24 protein-coding genes are annotated in these 24,021 nt (G+C 43.7%); 6 read left to right on the forward strand and 18 right to left on the reverse strand.

What is annotated here, in order from left to right; translation table 11 throughout:
- Window positions 1-728: 728 nt before the first annotated feature.
- The 6 genes from H7968_RS02095 to H7968_RS02120 form a co-directional block, all read right to left on the reverse strand.
- Complete coding sequence (locus H7968_RS02095) at window positions 729-989, reverse strand: hypothetical protein (protein ID WP_227394591.1); 261 nt, start codon at window positions 987-989, stop codon at window positions 729-731.
- Between the two features lie 72 nt (window positions 990-1,061).
- A complete protein-coding gene (locus tag H7968_RS02100) occupies window positions 1,062-1,712 on the reverse strand; it encodes a 3'-5' exonuclease (RefSeq protein WP_227394592.1) in 651 nt (216 codons plus the stop codon).
- A gap of 14 nt (window positions 1,713-1,726) precedes the next feature.
- Window positions 1,727-3,604 carry a DUF294 nucleotidyltransferase-like domain-containing protein gene (locus H7968_RS02105; RefSeq protein WP_227394593.1) on the reverse strand — a complete coding sequence of 626 codons (1,878 nt, stop codon included), beginning with the start codon at window positions 3,602-3,604 and terminating at the stop codon, window positions 1,727-1,729.
- Window positions 3,573-5,249 (reverse strand): sodium:solute symporter family protein, encoded by a 1,677-nt coding sequence (locus H7968_RS02110; protein ID WP_227394594.1) that lies wholly within the window; start codon window positions 5,247-5,249, stop codon window positions 3,573-3,575. Before H7968_RS02110 ends, H7968_RS02105 begins: the two co-directional genes overlap by 32 nt.
- 36 nt (window positions 5,250-5,285) lie before the next feature.
- Window positions 5,286-5,588, reverse strand: a complete 303-nt coding sequence (locus H7968_RS02115; protein ID WP_227394595.1) for a DUF4212 domain-containing protein — start codon at window positions 5,586-5,588, stop codon at window positions 5,286-5,288.
- 26 nt (window positions 5,589-5,614) lie between these two features.
- A complete protein-coding gene (locus H7968_RS02120; protein ID WP_227394596.1) occupies window positions 5,615-5,800 on the reverse strand; it encodes a hypothetical protein in 186 nt (61 codons plus the stop codon).
- Between the two features lie 398 nt (window positions 5,801-6,198).
- Between H7968_RS02120 and H7968_RS02125 the strand changes: the two genes are divergently transcribed.
- Window positions 6,199-8,364 carry a putative bifunctional diguanylate cyclase/phosphodiesterase gene (locus tag H7968_RS02125; protein WP_227394597.1) on the forward strand — a complete coding sequence of 722 codons (2,166 nt, stop codon included), beginning with the start codon at window positions 6,199-6,201 and terminating at the stop codon, window positions 8,362-8,364.
- 48 nt (window positions 8,365-8,412) lie between these two features.
- Here H7968_RS02125 and H7968_RS02130 read toward each other — a convergent pair whose 3' ends face one another.
- On the reverse strand, window positions 8,413-9,678 hold the full coding sequence (locus H7968_RS02130; RefSeq protein ID WP_227394598.1) for an MFS transporter: 1,266 nt from the start codon (window positions 9,676-9,678) through the stop codon (window positions 8,413-8,415).
- A 73-nt stretch (window positions 9,679-9,751) separates the two neighbouring features.
- Window positions 9,752-10,843 (reverse strand): ArsR/SmtB family transcription factor, encoded by a 1,092-nt coding sequence (locus H7968_RS18090; RefSeq protein WP_227394599.1) that lies wholly within the window; start codon window positions 10,841-10,843, stop codon window positions 9,752-9,754.
- Window positions 10,844-10,990: 147 nt separating this feature from the next.
- Here H7968_RS18090 and H7968_RS02140 point away from each other — a divergent pair, with 147 nt between their 5' ends.
- The 3 genes from H7968_RS02140 to H7968_RS02150 all read left to right on the forward strand — a co-directional run bounded on the left by H7968_RS02140 (window position 10,991) and on the right by H7968_RS02150 (window position 12,428).
- Complete coding sequence (locus H7968_RS02140) at window positions 10,991-11,206, forward strand: YuzF family protein (protein WP_227394600.1); 216 nt, start codon at window positions 10,991-10,993, stop codon at window positions 11,204-11,206.
- A gap of 60 nt (window positions 11,207-11,266) precedes the next feature.
- Complete coding sequence (locus H7968_RS02145) at window positions 11,267-12,157, forward strand: manganese catalase family protein (RefSeq protein WP_134373689.1); 891 nt, start codon at window positions 11,267-11,269, stop codon at window positions 12,155-12,157.
- Between the two features lie 76 nt (window positions 12,158-12,233).
- Window positions 12,234-12,428 (forward strand): YwbE family protein, encoded by a 195-nt coding sequence (locus H7968_RS02150; RefSeq protein ID WP_227394601.1) that lies wholly within the window; start codon window positions 12,234-12,236, stop codon window positions 12,426-12,428.
- A 570-nt stretch (window positions 12,429-12,998) separates the two neighbouring features.
- On the opposite strand, the gene H7968_RS02155 is transcribed toward H7968_RS02150, so the two are convergent.
- From H7968_RS02155 to H7968_RS02165, 3 genes are read right to left on the reverse strand one after another with little or no spacing between them, the layout of a single operon-like run.
- Complete coding sequence (locus H7968_RS02155; protein ID WP_227394602.1) at window positions 12,999-15,254, reverse strand: helicase C-terminal domain-containing protein; 2,256 nt, start codon at window positions 15,252-15,254, stop codon at window positions 12,999-13,001.
- 15 nt (window positions 15,255-15,269) lie between these two features.
- The gene (locus tag H7968_RS02160) at window positions 15,270-16,454 is read right to left on the reverse strand and encodes a class I SAM-dependent rRNA methyltransferase (RefSeq protein WP_227395070.1); all 1,185 of its coding nucleotides are present in this window, start codon (window positions 16,452-16,454) and stop codon (window positions 15,270-15,272) included.
- Window positions 16,429-16,902 carry an SRPBCC family protein gene (locus tag H7968_RS02165; RefSeq protein WP_227394603.1) on the reverse strand — a complete coding sequence of 158 codons (474 nt, stop codon included), beginning with the start codon at window positions 16,900-16,902 and terminating at the stop codon, window positions 16,429-16,431. The genes H7968_RS02160 and H7968_RS02165 overlap by 26 nt, the downstream gene beginning before the upstream one ends.
- Window positions 16,903-17,088: 186 nt before the next feature.
- Between H7968_RS02165 and H7968_RS02170 the strand changes: the two genes are divergently transcribed.
- A complete protein-coding gene (locus H7968_RS02170) occupies window positions 17,089-17,907 on the forward strand; it encodes an SGNH/GDSL hydrolase family protein (protein WP_227394604.1) in 819 nt (272 codons plus the stop codon).
- Window positions 17,908-18,000: 93 nt separating this feature from the next.
- Here the strand turns inward: H7968_RS02170 and H7968_RS02175 are convergent, their stop codons facing one another.
- From H7968_RS02175 to H7968_RS02205, 7 genes are all read right to left on the reverse strand, one after another.
- Window positions 18,001-18,309 (reverse strand): hypothetical protein, encoded by a 309-nt coding sequence (locus tag H7968_RS02175; protein ID WP_227394605.1) that lies wholly within the window; start codon window positions 18,307-18,309, stop codon window positions 18,001-18,003.
- Window positions 18,306-19,271, reverse strand: a complete 966-nt coding sequence (gene msrB, locus H7968_RS02180; protein WP_227394606.1) for a peptide-methionine (R)-S-oxide reductase MsrB — start codon at window positions 19,269-19,271, stop codon at window positions 18,306-18,308. The genes H7968_RS02175 and msrB overlap by 4 nt, the downstream gene beginning before the upstream one ends.
- A gap of 66 nt (window positions 19,272-19,337) precedes the next feature.
- Complete coding sequence (locus H7968_RS02185; protein ID WP_227394607.1) at window positions 19,338-20,129, reverse strand: hypothetical protein; 792 nt, start codon at window positions 20,127-20,129, stop codon at window positions 19,338-19,340.
- A gap of 116 nt (window positions 20,130-20,245) precedes the next feature.
- The gene (locus H7968_RS02190) at window positions 20,246-20,617 is read right to left on the reverse strand and encodes a response regulator (RefSeq protein ID WP_134373707.1); all 372 of its coding nucleotides are present in this window, start codon (window positions 20,615-20,617) and stop codon (window positions 20,246-20,248) included.
- A 200-nt stretch (window positions 20,618-20,817) separates the two neighbouring features.
- Window positions 20,818-21,189 (reverse strand): VOC family protein, encoded by a 372-nt coding sequence (locus H7968_RS02195; RefSeq protein ID WP_227394608.1) that lies wholly within the window; start codon window positions 21,187-21,189, stop codon window positions 20,818-20,820.
- Complete coding sequence (locus tag H7968_RS02200; RefSeq protein WP_227394609.1) at window positions 21,186-21,449, reverse strand: hypothetical protein; 264 nt, start codon at window positions 21,447-21,449, stop codon at window positions 21,186-21,188. Before H7968_RS02200 ends, H7968_RS02195 begins: the two co-directional genes overlap by 4 nt.
- A gap of 44 nt (window positions 21,450-21,493) precedes the next feature.
- Window positions 21,494-22,252 carry a helix-turn-helix domain-containing protein gene (locus H7968_RS02205; RefSeq protein ID WP_227394610.1) on the reverse strand — a complete coding sequence of 253 codons (759 nt, stop codon included), beginning with the start codon at window positions 22,250-22,252 and terminating at the stop codon, window positions 21,494-21,496.
- A 734-nt stretch (window positions 22,253-22,986) separates the two neighbouring features.
- On the opposite strand from H7968_RS02205, the gene argC reads away from it, so the two are divergent.
- Window positions 22,987-24,018, forward strand: a complete 1,032-nt coding sequence (argC, locus tag H7968_RS02210) for an N-acetyl-gamma-glutamyl-phosphate reductase (protein ID WP_227394611.1) — start codon at window positions 22,987-22,989, stop codon at window positions 24,016-24,018.
- Window positions 24,019-24,021: the final 3 nt, after the last annotated feature.

Genomic DNA, 24,021 nt, shown 5'->3' on the forward strand with positions numbered 1-24,021 from the left:
CAATCAGACTGCTGTGTATCGCGCAACAGTTTCACCTGACCCTTTCCGCAACAGGAGTCTGCGGATGCGCTTCGGCCCTTAGGATAAGTCTAGAATCTCTTCTTTCTATAGAATTAAAAAACAATAAAATCCAGACCCACTCAATATCAGATCTCACCACAAGAGTCTATGGAATGACAAGGCATTTTTATATTTTCTGTCTCAAATAATTTTAGAACACACTATCTTTATCAGACCTCAATTTGACGCGGAATTTAAGAGGATAAAAGCGGGGATATTATCCGCGTCAAAGATCACTGGAGAATCGTTGAATGTGATGGTTCATTTGTCACTATTTTATGAAGGTCCGCTTACATTTTACGAACATGACTCAATATCTTGTGAATCTGATCATTTATCTTGCGAACATAGCTATTAATCTTACGAACCTTGGCCGAAATTCCGCGTACGAACCTCAATTTGACGCGGAATTTAAGAGGATAAAAGCGGGGATATTATCCGCGTCAAAGATCCCTGGAGACGCGTTGAATGTGATGGGTAATTTGTCACTATTTTATGAAGGTCCGCTTACATTTTACGAACATGACTCAATATCTTGTGAACCTGATCATTTATCTTGCGAACATAGCGATTAATCTTACGAACCTCGACCAAAATGCTGCGAACGAATCCCCTCTTCTATTCACACACAAAAAACAACCCCCATCTCCATTGAGACAGGGGTTATTTCAGGTGTCCATCAAACGGCTGCTGGCGATTAATCGATACACCGTGCTAACGGGTTTATTTTTTTCTTCCCACTCATTCGTAATGACGTCGGGTATTTTATAAGTTTGTTCCATTTCAATCATTAACTCGGCGTATTTTTCATCAAGCATGTCGACTGGCATGGTTTCACTTTTTAATTGCTTAAACTCAGTTAAGATGCTGTTAAGTGACATGGTACATGAACCTCTCTCTATTTGGAAATGGGCAATTGTTTCGCCCACCTTACTATTCCCAAATAGTGAAAACATCCAAACCATTTCCAGCACACTAAAATAAAAAATGCATCTTTCAGCTTATAATACTCTGGACGATTTTAATTGAAGTAACTCTCCCCAGGTGGTGATTCCACGGTCCATTACGCGTTCACACAGTTCACAGAACAAGTAAGCTGTTGTCAGGGCATCCCCCAAAGCACTGTGCCGGTCATAGATTCTCGTTTCGAAAACGGATGCATAGTAGGCAAGGTCCTTCATTTCCCAGGTTGGGACGAGAAAACTGAGTAAATCGAGCGTATCGATGAAGGGTGGTTCCTGAAATTTGCGGCCTGATCTGCGCAGCTCATGTTTGAAAACCTGCATATCAAATGCCACGTAATGACCGACTAACCCATGAAAAGGATGGTTCCTCTCCTGAGAAAAAAGGGATTCTATTGCTTCGAATGCCTTTGGAGCGTGTTTAACGTCATTTTGACTGATGGACGTCAAAGCTGTAATGTTTTCAGGAATATCCCTCAATGGATCAACATACGTCTGATAAGTCTCGTGATCCTGCACCTTTAAACCGGTAATGGGTACAGCACCGATTTCAATCAGCCGGTCATCCTTTCCCACGGCAAAACCCGTTGTTTCTGTATCAACCACGAGCAGGTTCAATTCGCTGAGCGGGGTTGAAAGGGGAATGTCCTGGTCGATCCGGTCATTGAATTTCTTATCCCAAATGGCCATTCATTCCACTCCTTTCATACGCCCATTTCCCGTACCGCAGACTGCTGGAACTGTCTCAAAACGTGTAAAGATCTTGATAAGAGCGCCTTTTCACGTGAAGTAAGCTGGTCCGGGACAATAACAGATGTACCTTCATGATGCTTTTTTTGTAGACTGAGGGACAATATAAAATCGATACTTTCCTTCAGTTCTTCTATCTCGATGATTTTGCCCATTTCGGTTAATTTCTGAATCCGCTCCGCTGTTGAGCCTTCCAGTATACCTGCTCTCAAGGAACTGATTTGAAGGGCGTGATGAAAAGGAAACAGCACCTGTTTTTTCAGATCAATCACTTTTCCTTCCCGTAAAATCAGGTTGCGCAAACGATGATCAATGGAAGGAATCGGCATTCTTTTGATCTCCTCTGCCATCTGTCTCAGCAATACGCCCGAATGCGCCAGCTCCTTTTGCAGCCCCTGCATAAATGCATGATGAACTTCTGCATCTCCAGCCAGCCATCTCATGGCAAAGAAATTATAGGCATATAGAATATTTTGCGGCGTTGAACGGAGCGCCCATCTCCTGATTTTTTGCTCCCAATCACTAACGGAACCTCTCCAGATTGCGTTTGATGTCATCATATTCCCGTCACATCGTCTAAAACCGGCTGCCTCCAGCAACTGAACGACTTTTTCTCCAAAAGCCTCAAAATACTTTTCCTCTGCTGGCCCATTTTTTTCAAAGACGAGAAAATGATCCTGATCCGTCATTTGAAACTGTTCTCCTCTCCCTGCACTGCCCATTTGGTAAAAGGCAAATTTACAGGGCGGATCCCCTAAGTCGCTTAAGACTTCACTGATTATTTTACGTGTCAGCTGATCGAATAATGGCGTGACAGTTGCTGAAAGCATCCTGATCGTTTCTCTTTCCTCAATCAGCTGCGCAGACATCGTCCGTAAATCAGCTGATACGGAAGGAAGACTCGCTTCGTTCAGTTGGTTAATCTCTTTCATTAAAGCCTGAATCGATCGGTGCTTCTGCTTTAAGACATCGGATAACGTCAGCATACCAACTGGATGATCGCTTCCATCTACGACGACAATATGCCGCAGTCCACTTTCACGCTGAAAGGTGGCCAAAGCGTCATAATAGTAAGCATTTCTATGAATGATCACCGCTTCGCGACTGACAGATTGCAGTGGTTCAGAGAGCTGTCTGTTTTCAGCAATCGCCCGCATCACTTCTCTCATTGAAACGACAAAAGGCTGTTGATCACTAATATACACAGCTGCACTCAGATGATGCTCCGCCATAAATGCAATGGCTTCCTGAAGCGTACTATCCTGTGAAACGGTAAGCAGCGGGGAGGACATCATGTCCTGCACCCGCTGAAATACCTTGTTTTGCTGCTCCATCCATCCAGCCTGCTGAAGCTGCTCAGTTAATGACTGATAGACATCTCTCAAACGGAAAATTGACTTTTCAAGAAAATAGGCCTGTACATCCGGTTCCCCCCACAGGACCTTCAGTACGGAATATGGGATGAATAACCCCAATGTTGTTTCAAGCGCCAGAATTTCAACCGTATTGATCTCTTCATCTGTTGGCGTGAGCATCGAACTGATACTTGCAAGCCCGACGATTTCTCCGGGCCCTGCAAGCTCAAGCACTTCTCTTTCATTACGGAATCCGGCGGCGTATACTTCAGCAAGCCCTGAGGTAATAAGCAGGATTCCTTCTCTTTTTTTCTTTGTGTCCGCTATTAAAACACCCTGATCGTATTGCCGCTCCTGACAAGAGGCATACAATTCCTGAAATTCATTTTCAGACCTATTTTGAAACAGCGGCGTTTTTCTTATAAACATCCTAATTGATTCATTATTATCTGGACGGCGGTACGTCGTTTCCGTCATCGATCCACACCTCTCCATCACGGTAGGTCATCTGTTCAGGATAACGAAGGTCAATCACTTCCTCCTGAATCTTTTTAGACGGCGGCTTTGTAGCCAGTGACACAATCACGTTTGTCAAAATAGCGGCTGTTGCCCCAAACACGCCGGCTCCGGTATCGATAATACCAAGTATCGTAAAGCCCCCGTATTTGGCTGCAAAGATATAGCCAAGCGTCACGGATAAACCAACGAGCATACCCGCGATGACGCCCTGTGCGTTGGAACGCTTCCACCAGACACCAAGCAGGAGTGCCGGGAAGAAGGATCCGGAAGCCAGTGCAAAGGCCCAGGCAACAATCTGTGTAATCGCACCAGGTGGATTTAACGCAATTAAACCTGCTGCGAGTGACGCAATAACAATCGACCATCGTCCAACTGCCAGACGTTTTTTGTCTGAAGCATTTGGATTAATGGAACGGAAGTAAATATCATGTGACAGTGACGCAGAGATGGCGATCATCAGTCCGCCGGCTGTTGACAGTGCTGCAGCCATCGCACCGGCAGCCATTAAACCAATAACAAAAACGCCAAGATTAGCAATTTCCGGTGTAGCCATCACGACGATATCATTGGCAATCTGAAGCTCCTGCCATTGTAAAATACCGTCTCCATCCGTATCTGCCACCTGAAGCATCCCTGTATCCACCCATGACGTTGTCCAGGCAGGCAGCTGATCAATCGGTGATCCGGCTACCTGAGTCATTAGAATAAATCGTGAAAATGCTGCATAGGCAGGTGCAGATAAGTAAAGCAGTCCGATAAACAACAGCGCCCAAGCCCCACTCCATCGTGCCGCTTTCATTGTTGATACTGTGTAGAAGCGGACAATTACGTGTGGAAGACCTGCTGTTCCTGCCATCAGCGTAAACATCAGGGCAAGGAACTGCCACTTCGTTCCTTCTGTAAATGGCACAACGTATTCAGATATACCAAACTCCCGGTCGAGCGCCCTCATTTCTTCGATGACTGTGCCGTATGACAGCCACGGAGCCGGATTATTGGTTAATTGAAGTGACATAAAAATAACCGGAACGAGATAAGCAACGATCAGCACGATATACTGGGCAACCTGTGTCCAGGTAATCCCCTTCATCCCGCCAAGTGCGGCATAAAAAGCGATTAAACAGGCACCAATGATAGTACCGATTCGGTAATCCACCTCAAGTAAACGCCCGATGACGACTCCTGAACCGGACATTTGTCCAATTGAATACGTAAAACTGATAATAATCGTGGCACCTGCTGCGATTAATCGTGCCGTACTGCTTCCATAACGGTCACCTATGAATTCAGGTACCGTATAGCGTCCATATTTACGAAGCTGCGGAGCCATCAGGAAGGTTAAGAGCAAATATCCTCCAGTCCAGCCCATAATATAACCGAGTCCGTCATACCCCATCACCATGACGGTTCCGGCCATACCAATGAATGAAGCTGCACTCATCCAATCCGCTCCGATTGCCATCCCGTTGTAAATCGGTGGTACTCCGCGGCCTGCGACATAGAAATCGGATGTTGCTTTAGCCTGATTATAAATGGCAATTCCTATGTATAACCCAAACGTCCCCAATATAAATGCCAGTGATACGAGAAATTGAGTATCCATGATCTTCCCCCTTTGTTTGACTGAACGCTGCCGTTATTAGTGGTCGACCGTTTTCCCCGATCCGATCGATTCATTGCGCGCTTCATCAATACCGTATTTCCGGTCAACCCTGTCGCTGACAACAGCATTGATAAATAGTAAAATAATGAATGTCAGAACAGCCCCCTGTGCCCCCATGTAATAGTGGAGCGGAAATCCGTTAAACGTGATGTTCGATAATGGCTCTGCAAAAAGCACGCAGCCATATGAGACAACAAATCCGATCGCCAGATAAATCATAATCAGCGTCGTTCTCGTTTTGAAATAGCTGTCCGCCACTTTTTTATCAATTTTCCTCATGCGCTCATCCCCTTTGTTCGTAAAAATTATCCCCTGAGATCAAAAATAAATGTGACAGTGTCCCAAAATGGCATCGGCACCTGAATAATCTTAATCAGTGCGAACACACCGATTGCCAGAATAGGGGTTAACAAAAGTCTTTTCTTCTTCAGCTTCAATGCTGCTGCCACTGAAATAATGGTGATGAATCCAAATAAAAGTACGGTCGACATTTCACCCCTCCAATCTTGTAAGCGTTATCATTTTCATTCATAAAAAAGAATGAAAATTCGATCTTTTTCCATTATTCCTTCAATTGCCACCTGATGTCAAGAATTGTTCACATTCCCCTGATGGGTATTTAAACCTAAATTATTTTGATGAGAAATAGTTCTATTGATTCGATAAACCTTTAAAAAAGCGATTGTTTCAATAATTATCTTCAATCCATATTTTTAGCTTTACGTAAGGAAAAAATATTTTTTACTGTAAGTTATGTTCAAACATTTTGCTATGTCACGTCTCACCCTTCCTCATTATTTTTAATATAAATCCGGAAAAATGTATGTAATATTCAAATAATTCGTTATAATAAATTTACGTTTGATTCCACTTTAAGGAGAGTTAGCCGATGAGACACAGCCGAACATTTTCTTTATCAAGCTCTCTGACGGATGAAGATCTCCTGATCGATAAACGTCCGGTTGAGATTCTTGAATCTGCTTTTTTACATTATCCCGGGCTGATCGCGACCATCAATATTTCAGGTGATATCGTTGATCTAAAAGGAAACACGGTCACTCTTCTTGGATATGAGCAGCATGATATGATCGGTACAAAAGCAACGAACTATCTCTCCATGCATGCACCTGGACTGACGGATGAGATTTTTTTGACTGCACTCCAGCATGGTCAGACGTTGAATATCAACTTAAATGTCATTCATCAAAACGGGTCAGCCGTTCCGATGTACGTCAAATGCCTTCCTGTTATTAAAAATGAGGAAGTTAAGGGAATGATCATCATTGGAAATATGGTGGTAGACGAAGAAGTAGTCAAGGAACTCCGCACTCAGCTGACAGAATTAGCTGAGGAAGGCCGAATCGCAAAATCCATTCATGAAAGACTGGACGTCGGGATCTGGTCTCTTGATATGAAAAATTACAAATTTACATATTTATCTAAATCAATCGAAAACATTACCGGTGCCACGGCTGCTGAATTTGATCAGGACCCAAAGCTTTGGCGTTCACTTCTCCACCCTGAAGATGTACATATTATCGATGATTATCAGGAGCTTCTTCGTAAAGGAGAGGCCGTTAAAGTTGAATATCGTCTGATTTATAAGGATAAGCAACTGCGATGGATCGAACATCAGGCGATGCCGTACCTGAACCAAATTGGCGAACTCACACGGGTAGACGGTTTTATCATGGATATTACCGAGCGCAAGAAGCTTGAAGAAAGCATTCACCATTTCGAAAATCACGACTATTTAACAGGCCTGATGAATCGCAAACAATTTACAAAGCGACTTGGAAAGGTGATTAAATCTTTCTCTATGTTTGATGAGCAGCCTTCCTTATGGGTTTTTTACATTGACATTGATCAATTCAAATCAATTAATGATTTATACAGTCATTCTGTAGGAGACCAGGTTCTTGCCTCTTTTGCGAGCCGTCTTGTCCGGTTTGTCGGGGATAAGGGATTTTGCGCCCGTGTAAGTGGTGACGAGTTCCTGATCGCTGTTACCAATATTGGATCAGACGATCACATTGAACATTTCGCAGCTGACCTTTTAGATGAAATGGAATCACCTGTCATTGTTGAAGAAGAAGAACTGTATTTAACTGTTTCAATCGGAGCGAGCGTATATGATCTGCATGCCAAACAGCCCCACACATTGATCAAATACGCTGACCTCGCTCTTCACCGCGTTAAAATGAGCGGGCGCAACGACTGGATGATCTTCAATGAATCCATTGAACAGGAAGAAAAAGAAATTGATCAGATTGCACATGATCTCCGGTTTGCCATTGAACGGGAGCAGTTTTTTATCCTGTATCAGCCGAAAGTGAATGCACAGACGAGAACCATTACCGGCGCGGAAGCACTGATCAGGTGGAATCATCCCGATGCAGGGTTGATCAGACCCTCTACTTTTATTCCTTTAGCAGAAAAACACGGTATGATTTCATTAATTGACAGCTGGGTTTTCAGAGAGGTGTGCAAGGACCTTGATACGTGGCGTAAATCATCACACCCCCTGCTTCCGGTGTCTATTAATGTGTCACCAAACCGTCTGCTGAAAAGCGATTTTGTTGAACAGACGCTTCGTCAGATCAAAGAGTTTGATTTACCTCCATCACTGATTGAATTTGAGTTGACGGAAACGTCCATTATTATGAACCCTGTGAAAGTAAAAAGTGTGATGAGTGAGCTTCAGAACGCGGGCATCCGCTTTTCACTTGATGATTTCGGGACAGGCTATTCATCTCTTTCGTATCTGCAAATGTTTGATATTAATACGTTAAAAGTCGATCGCAGTCTCATTCAGGACGTGCAGAAAACCACAAAAAATCAGATCATTGCCAAAAACCTGTTCAGGATGGCTCAGGAAATGGAGATTGATATCATCGCTGAAGGAGTGGAAACACAGGAGGAAATGGAGTTTCTGGTTTCCCAAAACTGCTCCATCATACAAGGCTATTTCTTCAGCAGACCGCTGACACTTGAGTCCCTGATGGTGTACTCTGATGTGCTGGCTGAAACGAGAAGAAAAAGCGGTGGTCAATAAAAGTCCACTCAAAAAAGGCAGAACCGCCTCCATAGCGGTCCTGCTTTTTTAGATTGCGGATATTGATTTTACTTTAAACAGGCTGACCGTCAGTAAAATAAACAGACCTGTCGTCACCAATAGAACGGTTGTCATATTAAACAGGTCTGTTACAACTCCCCCTGCCACCAGACCAATTGGAACAGAGATCATCACTAATGTCTGGATGAGTGATGAGAGTCTGCCCAACAGGTGATTGGGCAGCTTTTGAACAGCCACGTTGACCGGAATAAAGATAAAGGCTTCACTAAATCCGACGACGACTGCCGCTACAATAAAGAAAGTAACTACAGATGACGCTTCCATAATCCCTGAGGAATAAGAGATCATCAGACATAAAATAAAGACAAAAATCATACTGAGAAGAAACAAACCAAGTTTAATTTTTCTATGAATAGCACCGGATGTTTTCAAGGCAGATAACACCCCTGCCCCAATCAAAAAGCCGACCGCAGCTGCAACGCCCACAAACGAATATTGCAGAGGATCCGTTTTTAATACCTGATTAAAAATGTAAGGTGTGTAAACCGCAAAAACCGGGGTAATCAGTAAATTGATTAAACCAAAGACCAGAATTAAAGGATAAAAACCTTCCTTCTGTTTTAAATAACTCATGCTTTCACCAAAATCTCTGATGACAGATGACCGCTGTGGTTTTTCATTGTTATTTGATTGTACATCTTCAATAAACATCTCCGAAATTCCGCTTAATGTGTAAGATAGAGCATTTAACAGCAATACACCCACAACCCCAAGCATTGTGTATAACACCCCTCCAGCAATCAATCCAAAGATATTGGTCACACTCTGAATGGAGGCAGACATCGAATTTGCTTTTGTAAGCTGCTCCTCTTTGACCAACAGCGGGATCAATGCATTCGACGCCGGAACAAAAAGTGCTCCGCAAACACTTAAAATAATAGCAAGTATATAAAAAATCCAAATGGATTCAATGCCTATAAACATGATCAGACAGGCTATTCCCATCACACCACCCCTGATCAGATCTGTCATCACCATCAGCCATTTCCGGCTCACCTTATCCGCCATGACGCCTCCATAAGGGGCCGCCACTAAATACACAACAGCGCCTAAAGCCATGAAAACAGCTGTTTCAATTGCTGATGCCGTGACTGATAAAATGTACCAGCCGACTGCGATGTTATAGATAACATCCCCTAATTGAGAAACAAGCTTTCCATAAAAAAGAAGCATAAAATTTTTATTTCGAAGTAAAGGAATCTGACCTTGATGATGAAGAGCTAAAGCATCCATTTAAAACACCTCCGTTTTTTTCTAATTTTATAAGTTAGATAAATATCTAATGTTCGTTTTTTAAAAAATGCTTCTAAATTTCATTTAGAAGCACTTTTCCACTTGCATCCATCATATCTTTAAACCGCTGCTTATCCAGAAGATAATATACTTTATTATCCTGCCGTTCTAATGTCACGATACCTGTTTCAAACATAAGGTTCATATGATAACTGACTGTAGCTGGTGTCAGTTTTAATAAGCTGGCAATTTCGTAACCATAATAGGGTTTCTGTGCAAGCATCTTAATAATATTGATTCTTTTTTTATCTGAAATCGCCTTCAGAAAATCGTCTACTAGATCCCGCAATTCTTTTTGGGAATGATGTTCTTTTGAACGTATGCCGAGTGCAACCCAACCGGCCTTTTCACGATAATCATGAATACTCATGGACCAGAAGCCCACCTGTTGAAAAAAGCTTAGATGAATATGGATTTTATATGGCCATTGATTTTCTTCCGGTTGAAACAATTGAAAAAAGTATTGATTCAGAAACTGTACCGGATGATTCTCAAATTGCTGCTGATACATTTTCAGCTCATTCTCTATCTCTTTAAACACTTGATCCTCGATGTTTTTGTAGGCTTTTTCGTAAAATTGACGATACAAAAAGGCAATTCGCTGCTTCGTCTCTTCCGGATTTCTCAGGCACTCAAGCACGCGTTGCTTTGCCAGTTCACCTTCAACCTCTGACTCTTCAATGAATTGAATCATGCCACTCACGTTTCGATTCATCTCTTCCCACATATCTTCCGTTGCAGGAATCAGGTTTGATATAAATATAGATCCAAGATAATGACAAATCTCATCTTCATCAGCTGAAGAGATAAGCGACAGCAAGGCTTTGACATCATCTGACTGATCGTAGTCCAGAGCAAAAGCGGTGCCCAGCACCCCAATATCACAGATGCTGAAAAAGTATTCAAGCTCCTGCCTGAGGAATTGCGAAACAGATCCGTCCAATTGCTCAATTAACGCTTCGTCTTCTTTTCTCACATTGAAGCCCATCTCACTCGCAATCTTTAACAGCTTCTCTTTTTCACCAATTACTTTTAAAGCAATCGAAAACTCAACACATTCATTCCGTTTAAACGATACGGATGAAAGAATGTTTTCACGTAGCACAATCGTCATCTCCTTGGACACATTAGAATTTCATCTAACATAAGGTTAAAGTAAGTTTAGATAGACGTCAATCTATTTTTGTAATGGTCCCATTTTAAAAAAACAATCATACACTACATCATTCCGAAAAATTAAGGGGGATTTTTTATGAATGGTCAGCAAACTGTCTTTACCTCTCTGTATGATCCGTACGTATTTCAGGCGTTGAATACACTTATCGGAAAGCCTATTACGGTTCAGACAACTAAAAACCCGGTGCAGGGTATGTTAAAAAGCGTAGCGCCCGATCATTTCGTTGTCGAGATCAACCAGACGCCGTTTTTTATTCGTACACAGGAAGTTGTCTGGATTTCCCCTGCCTGACATAATGATCCCTCCTCCCGCATAAATATAGCAGGAATGCCACTCTGAGGGAGGAACCTTATGTTTAAACGAGTGAATAAGCTTTTGATTGATCTTCCCGCTCCTGAATACGGCGATGCCAACGCGGCTGCAGCCGTACAGGAGCTTCTTGGCGGTAAATTTGGTGAAATGTCCACATTGAACAACTACATGTATCAGTCCTTTAATTTCAGACAAAAAGGGAAACTTAAGCCCTTTTATGATCTTGTCGCCAGTATAACGGCTGAGGAATTTGGTCACGTTGAGCTCGTCAGCAATACGATTAACCTGGTTAACAAAGGGACTTCTTTTACTGCAGAACCTGATTTAACACCTCTGCATAATGCAAAAGATAAACGAAATACTTATTCTTTTATCGCAACTGCACAAACGTCGCTTGCCGGAGATTCCATGGGAAATGCTTGGCGCGGGGATTATGTTTTTTCAAGCGGCAATCTGATTCTCGATCTGCTTCACAACTTCTTTTTGGAAATTGGGGCACGAACGCATAAAATGCGCGTATATGAAATGACGGATCATCCGACTGCCCGTGAAATGATCGGTTACCTGCTTGTACGTGGTGGCGTTCATATTCTTGCTTATGCCAAAGCAATTGAAATCGCAACCGGTACCGATTTGACAAAAATGCTGCCGGTGCCAAATCTCGATAACCGCGTGTTTGACCATGCCCGTAAATACGAGGACCAGGGTGTCGGAAATGTTCTGTTTACCTGGAGTGATGGGGATTATCAGGACATTCGCCAGATCTGGAAAGGAACGAATCCTGCGAACGGTCAGCCTCTGGTCGTGCAGGAAGGCATTCCTGAAGGTGCGCCGATCCCTGATCTGAATGATCTTCCGGAAGAATTCGCACCGGGCATTGACCGCGATTTGTACCAGCAGATTGCCAAACGTCTGTTAGCTGATATGTAATCAGGGGGCTTCACCTTAAACAATTGATCTGTTCATGCTATGATAAGGGAAATTCGGAAAAGAGGATCTTATTATCATGAATGGACAAAAACGGGCAGATATTTCACCAGGCAAGCAGGTGGATATCGTGTTAAAAAAAGATCAGCGATCAGGCAATCTGACAAACGGTGTCGTAAAGGACATTTTAACGAACTCTCCTTCCCACCCACATGGTATTAAAGTGCGGCTGGAGGATGGCCAGGTTGGTAGAGTGAAAAAGGTATATGAGTAAAATAAAAAAGGACCTGTTTGGGTCCTTTTTTATTGTTATTTATATAAGAATCGTGCCCGACCATTCCTTCGCTTTCCGCGGCCGCGCGGTGAGCCAGCTAATGCTCCGCATTACGCTGTCTCACCTGTCGCTTCTCTGCCGCAGGAGTCTACGGAATGATCGGGCACTTTTTGTGTGAAATCACAATTCACCTTTATTTCTAATTAGTACAAAGAAACGATCTAAGAAATAAAACAAAAAGCACCTCAGAAAGTTTATCTGCAATAATAATAAAAGGTCCGTTGACTTTTCATAATTCCATCACTATGTTGACTTATTCAATCGTTTGAAAAAATAATTAAGTCTTTCCAGAAAATATTTCCTTCTAATCAGAAATTAATTCCTTCACAAGGTGTTTGCCCCTCACTTTTCCCTTCAAACCGGAACTTTATTCCTTCTTTCCACCCACACGATTCCTTCATTTCAGCGAAGGATTCCCTCAATTCACTTTCCTGCACTTTCAACAAACACAAAACAGTTTGACGCGGACACATCCTACAGTATCCACACATCCATAACCGCGTCATCCATTCACTTCCACTCCTCAGGCAGCAATTTTTGATATTGCGGGGTCAGATAGCGGTCGTCAATCAGCAGCAGGACGCCTGAATCGGATTCTGTCCGGATCAGTCTTCCGCCTGCCTGCTGGACCTTGTTCATGCCAGGAAATACGTAAGCATACTGATATCCGTTTAACCCGCGGGCCTGGAAGTACTTTTTCAGTTCGTCCCGTTCCGGGTTCATTTGAGGCAAGCCCACGCCGACTACCGCAACGCCCGTCAGCTGATCGCCGGGAAGATCCACACCTTCTGAAAAGACTCCACCCATGACCGCAAATCCGACTGTCTGCCGATCTGAATGGCGAAATGCAGCTAAAAATTCATCCCGTTCTTCTTCTGTCATTCGCGAAGACTGCTTTAACACATGCAGGTCCTCCCATTCATCCTCAAGCATAAATTCATCATAGCCCATCTCCATATACTGATAGGACGGGAAGAAAATAAGAAAATTCCCTTTGTGCTGGCGGATCGCTTCTGTCAGTGCGGCACTAATCTCAGTAACGGTCACTTCACGATCCCTGTATTTAGTGGAAACCGGCAGGAGTCTGACATCAATCTGTTCTTTGGAAAACGGAGATGGCAATACCAACCCATAGTCCTCCGGCACACCGCCGAGCATGGTCCGCATATAGGAAACAGGGGAGAGTGTTGCACTGAAAAAGACAGACGCTCTGTATCCCTTAGCTGATCCGGCAATAAAATCAGACGGGTCCATACAGACGATTTTCAGCATTACATCGTTCCGCTGCTTTTGAATGTAAATGTAAAATCGTTCATCCATCTGTTCGGTTACAGCAATCAGCTGGCGAACGGCGAAGTAAAGCTCAAGCACGCCATCTTCCCTGATTCCGCTGTGCACCGCACGCTCAGCCTCTTCGTAAAACTCACGAACCGCCTCAAGCCATTCTTCAGGACATGTGTCCGTCATAACATAAGTGCTTTCGAGTTCTTTTTTTATCGCTAAAAAAGCTTTGTTTACACGTTTAGCGGCATCACGCAAAGTTTTACCGGCTGACTCCACACGGCTGAGCGCCAGAAACGGAGCCTTCATGAGTGCAGCTGAATACATCGCGCTTGCCCGATCCGGCAGATTGTGTGCTTCATCCACTAATAGAACAGAGGAACGCTTCTGCTCACCTGCCATTCTTTTTCGTGAGACTCTTGGGTCAAACACGTAATTATAATCACCAATCATCGCATCCGTTACATAGGACAGATCCATGGAAAATTCAAACGGACAAACCCGGTGCTTCATCGCATATTGCTCAATCACGTCACGTGTCATCAGGTCCTCGTTCTCTAAAATATCCATGACAGCCCCATTGATCCGGTCAAAGTGGCCGTCAGCAAATTCACAGTATTCCTTCTGACAGATCGTCTTTTCCTTGAAGCAGATTTTATCCTTCGCTGTCATGGAAACGGCGGACATCTCAAGCCCGCTGTTTTTCATCAACCTGAACGCTTCCTCTGCTGTTGTGCGAGTGGTTGTTTTCGCAGTAGCATACACAATCTGATTCACTTTACCTTCCCCAGCCGCTTTCACTGCTGGAAAAAGGGTCGAGATCGTTTTTCCAATGCCTGTCGGAGCCTGTGCAAAGAGCTTCCCTTTTTCCTCAATCGTTCGGTAAACAGTACCTGCTAACTGACGCTGTCCAGGTCGGAATTCGCCAAAAGGGAACGTCAGCGCTGCAATCGAATCATCCCGTTTTTTACGACGGTTATGCATCAGTAACGCAAACGGTTCATAAATCGCCACCATGTTTTCAACCTGCTCAAACAGAAACGATTTCTGGTAAGCGTTCATAAACCGCTTTTCCTCACGGCTGGATGATTGGACATACGTCATCTGAATCCGGATCTCTTCAAGTTCATGCTCCTCTGCAATGATCCATGCATATACCATGGCCTGCGCTTCGTGGACAGGAACAGGTGATTCAATGTCGTCCAAAGAGCGTGACGTGGATTTAATTTCATCCACAATCACCTGATCTCCACGAAATAAAAGACCGTCGCAACGGCCTTCCAACACAAACTGAATCCCGTCCCGCTCAAGTGAACGGGACAGGAATTTTTCTTTTTCATCCCCGTCTTCATACGTTTTCTGAACGGCTTGATGGATGCGGGTTCCCTCCATCATTGCATTTGCGCTGCCAATCGTCGCATCAATGCTGCCGCCGCGATACACGTATTCAGCCAGTCTGCGCGCAGACAGTGAAACAGTCTCCATCCGCAACTCCCCCTTTTAACCGGCTTTAATGATACATACTTTCAAATAATCCCCTTCCGGAAAAGCCGATGACGTCCTGAAATCATCCGGGAGAGAGAACGTTTCAATGATTTTGTAACGTCGCTCTTTTTCTTTAAAAGCTTTATCGATAAAAGAACGGAACTTTTTCATATCAAAGGAAGCCGCATTTGTTGAAGCGACCATTACACCGTTTTTCTCGGTCAGATCAATCGCCTGTTTAATCAGATTTTTATAGTCCTTTGCAGCGCTGAATGTATGCTTTTTAGACCGCGCAAAGCTTGGTGGGTCCATGATAACAAGGTCATACGTGACGTTATTTTTAACGGCATAATCAAAATATCTGAACACATCTCTTACCAGAATATCCTGCGCCTCATAGTCAATGGCATTCATACTGAACTGCTCAATCGTTTTCGGCAGACTGCGGTTTGCCAGATCCACATTCGTTGTTTTCACTGCACCGCCAAGGGCTGCAAATACCGAAAAAGCCCCTGTATAAGAAAAGGTGTTCAACACGTTTTTTCCTTCTGCATACTGATTTCTGATCGCCTGTCTGACATTACGCTGATCAAGAAAAATCCCTGTCATCGCACCATCATTCAGATAAACCGCAAAGTGGGCACTGTTTTCCTTCACCACGATCGGGAAGGTTGGCCGTTCCCCGCGGACAAAATCATCATCCTCCACATACTGCCCCTTTGAATCAAAACGCTTTTTCTCATAAATGCTGTCATACGGCAGAACAGCTTCAAATGCATCCAGAATCATATCCCTGAACGCATAAATCCCTTTACTGTACCAAGTGAATAAATAATGCCCGGCATAATGATCAATCGTCAAGCCGCCTACGCCATCACCTTCTCCATTGAATAACCTGAAAGCAGTCGTCTCCGTATCTTCAAAAAACGGCTTGCGATAGGCAACAGCTTCTGTTATTTTCGAGGTAAAAAATTCCTGATCGATTCCTTCTTGCTGGTTCCAGCTTAACAGCCAGCCTGAACCTTTGTTCTGTTTCCCGATGTATCCCGTTGCCAAAAAACTTCCGCGCATATCTTCTACCTGTACAACCGAACCCTCCTCCGGAATATCCCCTTCAATCATCTCAGTAAGTAACAGAGGATAGCCTTTGCGGATTTTATCGGTAAATTTATTCTTAATTCTGACTTTCTTCAACCTGATCGCTCCCTGTATCCTGCTTCTCGATGTATTTTTTCAATCGCTGTAAGTGAAATAATTCTTCCTTGGAAATCATTCGCACAATCATCCCTTTAAACATAGAACGCGCTAATCCCTTCGTCTGAATATCACCGTCAAAGGTAATAAACGTGCCATCTCCTTCAGGACGAAATGTATAGCGGAACGTGATCTGCACGCCATTTTGTTCACTGGAAACGGCGTAGGAACGATTCGGTTCGTACTCCGTGACGATCAGCTCTGATCTGACACGGCGCCCACCAAGATTTCTGATCTCTTCATAACGAGTCCCTTTTGAAACCGGACCTTCCGTTAATTTAGTGACTTCTTCCACCTGGTCCATAATTTGAGGTGAATTTTCCATACGCACGGTCTTTGCAAACACTTCTTCAACCGGGCGATCAATCACCATTGTTTGATTCAATGCTCCCACAGCTATTCCTCCTGACCGATCCATAATTGGTTCTATTATAACGTTTTTGGACAAAAACTGCTGAATCAGGCGTTCTTTCGAACAAATCTTAATCTGCCTGTCGACCTATTGAGACATTATTACATTTATGTTACAATTATAATTAGATGATTTCACAAGCTTTTGACTTAGAAAGGAATGAATTTTTTGCCAAAGCGATTATTGAAAGCCGCCGTCATTCTCTCTGTCTTTGTGCTACTCCTCGGAATGGTGAGAGGAGAATACCGTTCTAAGCAAGGAGCTGTTGCTCAACAGCTTGAAAAACTGAATCCTGCTATTAATAAAGATATTTCCTATATAGATTTCCTGACATACCGCGTTCTTAAAAATGGTTCTGCACGAGTAGCAACCCTCGGAAGCAGCGTGACAAAAGGAGTCGGAGCAAGTGCACCATCCAACACCTGGCGCGCCCTTCTTCAAAGTGAAATCAGAGGCGAATCCCGTCCATTACAGCATGTGACGATTTCAAATCATGGCCATTCCGGCTACACATCAGAGAAATTACTCCGACCGGAAGTCATCAACCGCGTTGTGGACAGCCGTCCTGATCTGCTGATTCTCGAGACATCCGTCATTAATAATTATCGTCAGAACGTAACCCTTGAGAATACGGAAGCCTCTCTCGAAGAGCTGTACCGCACGTTTAAGGAACGGATCCCTGGTATTGAAATTCTGTTTATTTCACCAAATCCAATCTTAAAAACAAACCTGACAGAATCAGGTTTAAACGCTCTTGATCTGAACTTCAACGATTACAACCAGTTCACTAAGGAGCTTGCTGCTAAAAACGACTGGAACTATTTTGATACAAATATGCATATCTCAGAAGAAATCACCCAGCGCGAGCTTGCCCTGGAGGATACGCTAAACGATAAAATTCATCCAAACGATCTCGGCTATGATATCTGGTTTAACCAGCTCTATCACAAAGGACTGACACAGCCGAATTTTGGGCAGAATAAATAATCAAAAAGAGAGCAGATCAAAATGGTCTGCTCTCTTTTCTATTGAACAACCGGTGAACTCGACCCACCTTAAGACTTCTATCAAGATTGTGTTTTATCCCGCAAATACTGTCGCAATAATAATCATAAATAAAATGGGTGCGATATAAATGATCGGCACGCCATTAACGAGGAGCATTTTCTTCCACTGGTAGCGGTGGTAAGACATCCAGGCAATTACGATACTGGCAATCATGACAATCGGATAAGATCCAACCAGATACAACAGAATTCTTCCTGCAAATGATCCGTCCTGCTCCATATTGACGATTGTTACCCCGTAAAAGGTAAACCAGATCGGAATAAACAACACATAAAAAAACTGACTGCCAAACAGCAGCAATGCGACTTTTGTATTTTTCACCCTGATGATCCTCCCTGCCTGATCGCAAACAATAGTTTAAAATCTCCGTAGCCTTCTTCTTCTAGCTTTTCTTTCGGAATAAACCGCAATGCTGCTGAATTAATACAATATCTCAATCCACCCTTATCTGCCGGTCCATCTTCAAATACGTGCCCTAAGTGCGAATCTGCTTCACGGCTCCGCACTTCTTTTCGTGTGTTTTTTGTGGAAACGTCCCACTTTTCCTCGACCATTGAATCAGTAATCGGCTTTGTAAAGGACGGCCACCCGCAGCCTGCATCATACTGATCACGCGAGCTGAAAAGCGGCTCACCGGACACGATATCCACATAAATACCTTCTCGTTCATTATTCCAATACTCATTTTTATAAGGAGGCTCTGTGCCGTTTTCCTGCGTCACAAAATATTGCATGTCCGTCAGCTGCTCTTTCAGATGAGTCCGGTCCTTTGGCCAGTATTCCCGCTGAAACGCTTCACGACCGGAACCGCGGTAATATAACGCGTAACGGAAGCTGTTTTTCAAATCAAAATTCTGATGGAACGCTTCAGCCGGATAGAACGGCTGAGCCTGTTTAATTTCAGTGACAACCGGTTTTTTAAACCGTCCGCTTGCTTCCAGTGCTGCTCTGGACTTTTCAGCGGCCTGCCTCTGAAGGTCGTCATACACAAAAATAATCGAGCGGTACGCGTCACCACGATCCGCAAACTGCCCCTCATTGTCAGTCGGATCCGTTAATGGCCAGTAAATATCGAGCAGTTCATTGTATGAAATGATTTCAGGATCATAGTCAATCTGCACTGCCTCGACATGACCGGTCCCGCCTGCCTTCACTTTTGAGTAAACCGCGGTTTCTGCGGATCCGCCTGTGTAACCTGACACAACCTTGACAATGCCTTCCCGCTCGGCCAATGGACGGACAAGGCACCAGAAGCATCCCCCGGCAAACATTGCTTTTTTCATAAAAAATCCCCTCTTCGTTTTTCCTTAACACAAGTGTACCGGACAACAGAGGGGCATTCCACCTATTTACCTTCCGCGAAGCAGGTAGCTCATCCAGTAGCTGATGACCGCCGCAACGAGCACTTTCTCATGATCAGTCAGATTTTCATTCACTTTCACCAGATCATATCCCGGCGTGTGATGTTTAAAAGGCTCCTTCAGTGCATAATCAAAATATCCATGCCTGTAGGAAGCGATAAAGCGCCCGGATTGGTCAGCAAGGGTGAAATCCCCGACCATTGAGGAGGATTTCGCCTGAAACCACGTTGAGCCGTCTGCCAGTTGAAAAGTTCCTGCCATTTTGATCATTTGCAAACGGGCTTCTTTAAAAAACCCAATCGTTTCAGCCTGCTGATCCCGAACCTCAAGAATCGTATGCCCATCTTCTTTTCGTTTCTGAAAACCTAATACAGGTTTTCCGTGAGAATCGAACACACCTGCCGTAAAAGAATAATAAGCATCTGCGCCAGAAAAAATAAGAGATGCTACCTTTTTTAACGGAGCATTATTTACAAGTCGATAACAGCCTATGTATTGTCCTTCTTTGTTTAAAATGGTGAGCTGAGACGTTACCGTTGATTCCCGCTGAAAAATCCATTCGGACTCACTCATCACAGACTTCCCATCAGACTCAGAAGCCTCTGAAATCAGCAACTTCTGCTTCTCCTTTGAATTCACAATTAAATACGGAGACAGCGCAACCATCGTCACAGGAACAGCCATTCTCAATGCCCAGTCTAAATCAATCAGGCTTACTGAGATAAATAAAGCGATCGCCGCCGTCATACCGCCTGCCAGCGCCTTTTTTGCTTTCGTCATCTTTAACACCACTTTTGTTATTTTTATCTACTTTACGGGTTATTCGTGAAATGGTTTCAAAGTATTTACAAATACAAATAACCCCCTTGCCGTTCAATCAGGCAAGGGGGAATCTATTATTTTTTAAAACGCTCCTGCAATTGTTTCTTTAATGTGGCTGTCAGCATCTCTGACGTCAGTGGCAGTACATCTGAAACATTGCGGCGTCCTTCTCTTGCGACTTGTAACCCTCGAGTTGCATCCTCGTGATGCCACAGATAGACAATCGGACACGTGGAATACTCTCTGATTTGACGGTACCAGTAGAAACCGTCGAAAAAAGGCAGTTTTACATCCAGAAGCACTAAATCGGGCTTTTCTTCGATAAAATGCTCGATGATCCGTTCAAAATCTGTGACCGGTATGGATTGATACCCCAGATCAGAGACCTGCTCCGTGAGATCCAAGCGAAGGTCAGCGTTCTCCTCAATAATCATGATACGCTGCATGTGGAATTCCTCCTAACCTTCTCCATAAACAAAACGGTCACTTACTTCTCACTGAATGAACGAAAACTTCCTGATACCCAATTCGGCATATTAAAACTTGACGGAATAGCGAATATCCGTTCTCGTCTATCATCTCGTACTTAGACCTGTTTGTCAAAGGTTGTTGAAAAAAATTCCATACCTTCTTTTTATATCACGGGTTACACATCATACTCGAGAAATTCTATCTTATTTCCGAAAGGATCTCTTACAAAAAAGCGGGTTCTCCCTGGAATAGGCGCTTCCTCTTGGATCGGGTACGGCATTTCTTCTAAATGTGTTCTTAAACCCTGAAGATTCTTCACAATAAATGCAGGATGCACTTTTCGTGGCGCTTCAAATGGTTCAAGGATTCCAATGTGAACCTCTTGCCGGCCAAATTGAAACCAGCACCCACCATTATTCTGAAATACTTCCGGTTTGGGGATCTCAGTCATCCCTAAAAGATCTCCATAAAACCGGCGTGCTTCATCTTCAGCGCCTTTAGGAGCTGTAATATGGATATGATCAATTCCCTCGATACGAAATGTCATTTTTTCCACTCCTTAAGATGTCCTTCTACCTTTTCAATAAAGGAAGCAGGATGCTCTCTCACCTTGTAGGGATACAACCCTTTTGTCGTGTGCACATACAGCAATCCGAAATTTCTGGAGCCTTCCCTGTACGAAAGGTCGAGTATTTCATGAAGAAAAAAATCATTGATTTCATCTGATAGTTTATCATCATATAATTGAAGAAATTTTTCATGTTCAATGATTTTCTGCTCTTCCCACTCAATTTTTCTCGTGATCATAATATAGCGGTGCGAGGCGATTTGATTGATGTCTCATCACTCCTTTATGCTCCAGTCATCCTTCTTTCCTGCATCTGGCGGCGATACTGCAAAGGGGTCATGCCCGTCTGCTCTTTAAATACTTTCGTAAAATAACTCTGATTACAAAACGAAAAACGCTCCGAGATATCTGATATCGGAACAAATGAGTAATGAAGATAATACTTTGCCTCAGCCACTTTTCTGCTGTGACAGAATTGCTTTAACGTCATCCCTGCTTCCTGCCTGAATACCTTGGCCAAATGACTCGGACTGACAGAAAGTTCACGTGCGATCGATTCAACTTCAACAACATCCTCCAGTCGCTGGTTAACAACCTTTACAGCCTGTCTGATCAGCGGATGCTCATAAGTCGGATGAAAACGTTCTTCGATATGACGGATCAGGGTTTGAATGAACCATTCGCCACCCTTAATCAAATCCTCTTTCTCCGTCCATGAATAAATCATATCAATACAAGCAGAGCTGAAACAAAATATCTTCATCGGAGAAATCCCCATTTGCTTCATTTCATCCGCAATTAACACCATTTGCGATAAATAAAAACGCTGCAAAGCATTTACATAATCACCGGAAGCGCGGTTGAGCAAAATAGACTGAAGCTGTTTCAGATGTTCGAGCGCTTCAGACAAATCTTTATTTAAAACAGACGTTCTCAATTCATCCTGAAGCCTAAAATAATCCATAATCCCTTTATGCGGTTCAGACAACTCCAAATCACGCATATAAAACGAGGCAAACTGCTGGTCATAGTGTTCATTCAAAACAATGCCCCTCCTTTCCCTAATCGTACCGAACTTATCACCTAAAGAAAACTAAATTTTATCAATTTACGGGTAATTTATGATAGAAATGTGGAGGCGGGCGTTAAGGGACGTACAAACTGGACCGGCCTCGGCGAAGATAAAGGAAACACAGCGAACGCAGTGAGCTGATGTTGACTTATCGAACGAGAGGACGGGAAGTTTGCTAGTCCCTGCCCGCCGGAACTGGACACAGAAATGTGTAGGCGGGTGTTGGGTTTGGACACTTCTGGAGCAAACTTGGTCACATTTCAGCTGAACTTGGACACTTTCAGCTGCTACTTGGTCACTTCCCCCCTCAACTTGGACACATCCATTCTCAACTTGGTCACCTTCAAGAACAATCCCGGCGAAGACCGGGGGCTCTTCAAGATCTCAGGTACCTAAATGCATTCCACTGGGACGCTGACGCTTGTGAGAAAGAAAAATCTTGCATTTGACAACCTACTCTTCTGATTTAACAACTTTTTATCATTATTCGACAACTCTTCTATGGTATTTGACAACTTGAAGCGCTTATTACACAACTTTCCCTCTCCATTTAACACCTCGACCTGCCACACATCCCCCAAACAATTAACCTCAACTTGTAAGCGTTATCATTTTTCGAATTAATAATTATTTATAAAAATACTGTTGCATTTATTTTTATACATACATATAATATGTCTATCAATTTTTTTGGAGTGATGGATGTGAAAGTTGGAATTATTGGAGCAACCGGATATGGCGGACTTGAGCTAATACGGCTTTTGCATCGTCACACGGAAATTTCGTCAATCGACCTATTTACATCATCTGATGCCGGCACACCGTTTTCTCATAAATATTCACATTTGCTGAATATTTATGATATGCCGCTGCATCGGATTGAGATCGAATATTTAGCTAAACTGGATGTTTTGTTTACGAGTACGCCAAGCGGGGTGACGAGCCGGCTTCTTCCGCCGATTATCGGAAAAGGCCCCCGGATTATTGATCTATCAGGCGATTACCGGCTGACTGCCGATGAATACCGGGACTGGTACGGGAAGGAGCCTGCCCCTGAAACAGCATTAGACAAGGCGGTGTATGGGTTAACGGAGTGGAATCGGGATGCGATTAAGGAGTCAAAGCTGATTGCCAATCCGGGCTGTTATCCCACTGCTGTTCTGCTGAGCCTGCTGCCGGCCGTTAAAAATGGACTCATTGATTCATCGCAGCTCATTATTGATGCGAAAAGTGGTGTGTCAGGCGCTGGTAATCAGCCTAATCAGATGACTCATTTCAGCGAAACAAATGAAAGCCTGTCTATTTATAAAGTAAACAGGCACCAGCATATACCTGAGATTGAACGCGGACTCTCTGCGTTTGCGGGTGGTACACGACCCATCACCTTCAGCACCCACCTCGTGCCAATGACACGGGGAATCCTGTCCGCAGCATACGCACCGCTTGCTGACGGTGTCACGGAAAAACAGCTGCAGGAATGTTATCAGGACATTTATCAGAATGAAGCCTTTGTGCGGCTCATTCCGCCAGGCCCGAAATTTGGTACGAATCAGGTGTACGGATCAAACTACTGCGATCTTCAGCTTCACGTGGATCAGCGGACGAACCGCGTCACGATCGTATCAGTGATCGACAACCTGGTGAAGGGCGCAGCCGGACAGGCTGTTCAGAACATGAATGTACAATTCGGAATTGAGGAATCTGTGGGACTTGATCTTGTCCCTTCGTTTATCTAAAGG

This window comes from Jeotgalibacillus aurantiacus (genome assembly GCF_020595125.1).
Taxonomy (GTDB): Bacteria; Bacillota; Bacilli; order Bacillales; family Jeotgalibacillaceae; genus Jeotgalibacillus; species Jeotgalibacillus aurantiacus.

Coding starts and splice junctions, on each gene's coding strand:
- H7968_RS02125 (WP_227394597.1), top strand. CDS start 6,199: ATGAGACACAGCCGAACATTTTCTTTATCAAGCTCTCTGACGGATGAA.
- H7968_RS02195 (WP_227394608.1), bottom strand. CDS start 21,189: ATGACATTTCGTATCGAGGGAATTGATCATATCCATATTACAGCTCCT.
- H7968_RS02105 (WP_227394593.1), bottom strand. CDS start 3,604: ATGACGGAAACGACGTACCGCCGTCCAGATAATAATGAATCAATTAGG.
- msrB (WP_227394606.1), bottom strand. CDS start 19,271: ATGAAAAAAGCAATGTTTGCCGGGGGATGCTTCTGGTGCCTTGTCCGT.
- H7968_RS02150 (WP_227394601.1), top strand. CDS start 12,234: ATGAATGGACAAAAACGGGCAGATATTTCACCAGGCAAGCAGGTGGAT.
- H7968_RS02120 (WP_227394596.1), bottom strand. CDS start 5,800: ATGTCGACCGTACTTTTATTTGGATTCATCACCATTATTTCAGTGGCA.
- H7968_RS02100 (WP_227394592.1), bottom strand. CDS start 1,712: ATGGCCATTTGGGATAAGAAATTCAATGACCGGATCGACCAGGACATT.
- H7968_RS02140 (WP_227394600.1), top strand. CDS start 10,991: ATGAATGGTCAGCAAACTGTCTTTACCTCTCTGTATGATCCGTACGTA.
- H7968_RS02155 (WP_227394602.1), bottom strand. CDS start 15,254: ATGGAGACTGTTTCACTGTCTGCGCGCAGACTGGCTGAATACGTGTAT.
- H7968_RS02200 (WP_227394609.1), bottom strand. CDS start 21,449: ATGATCACGAGAAAAATTGAGTGGGAAGAGCAGAAAATCATTGAACAT.
- H7968_RS02190 (WP_134373707.1), bottom strand. CDS start 20,617: ATGCAGCGTATCATGATTATTGAGGAGAACGCTGACCTTCGCTTGGAT.
- H7968_RS02115 (WP_227394595.1), bottom strand. CDS start 5,588: ATGAGGAAAATTGATAAAAAAGTGGCGGACAGCTATTTCAAAACGAGA.
- H7968_RS02145 (WP_134373689.1), top strand. CDS start 11,267: ATGTTTAAACGAGTGAATAAGCTTTTGATTGATCTTCCCGCTCCTGAA.
- H7968_RS02110 (WP_227394594.1), bottom strand. CDS start 5,249: ATGGATACTCAATTTCTCGTATCACTGGCATTTATATTGGGGACGTTT.
- H7968_RS02185 (WP_227394607.1), bottom strand. CDS start 20,129: ATGACGAAAGCAAAAAAGGCGCTGGCAGGCGGTATGACGGCGGCGATC.
- H7968_RS02130 (WP_227394598.1), bottom strand. CDS start 9,678: ATGGATGCTTTAGCTCTTCATCATCAAGGTCAGATTCCTTTACTTCGA.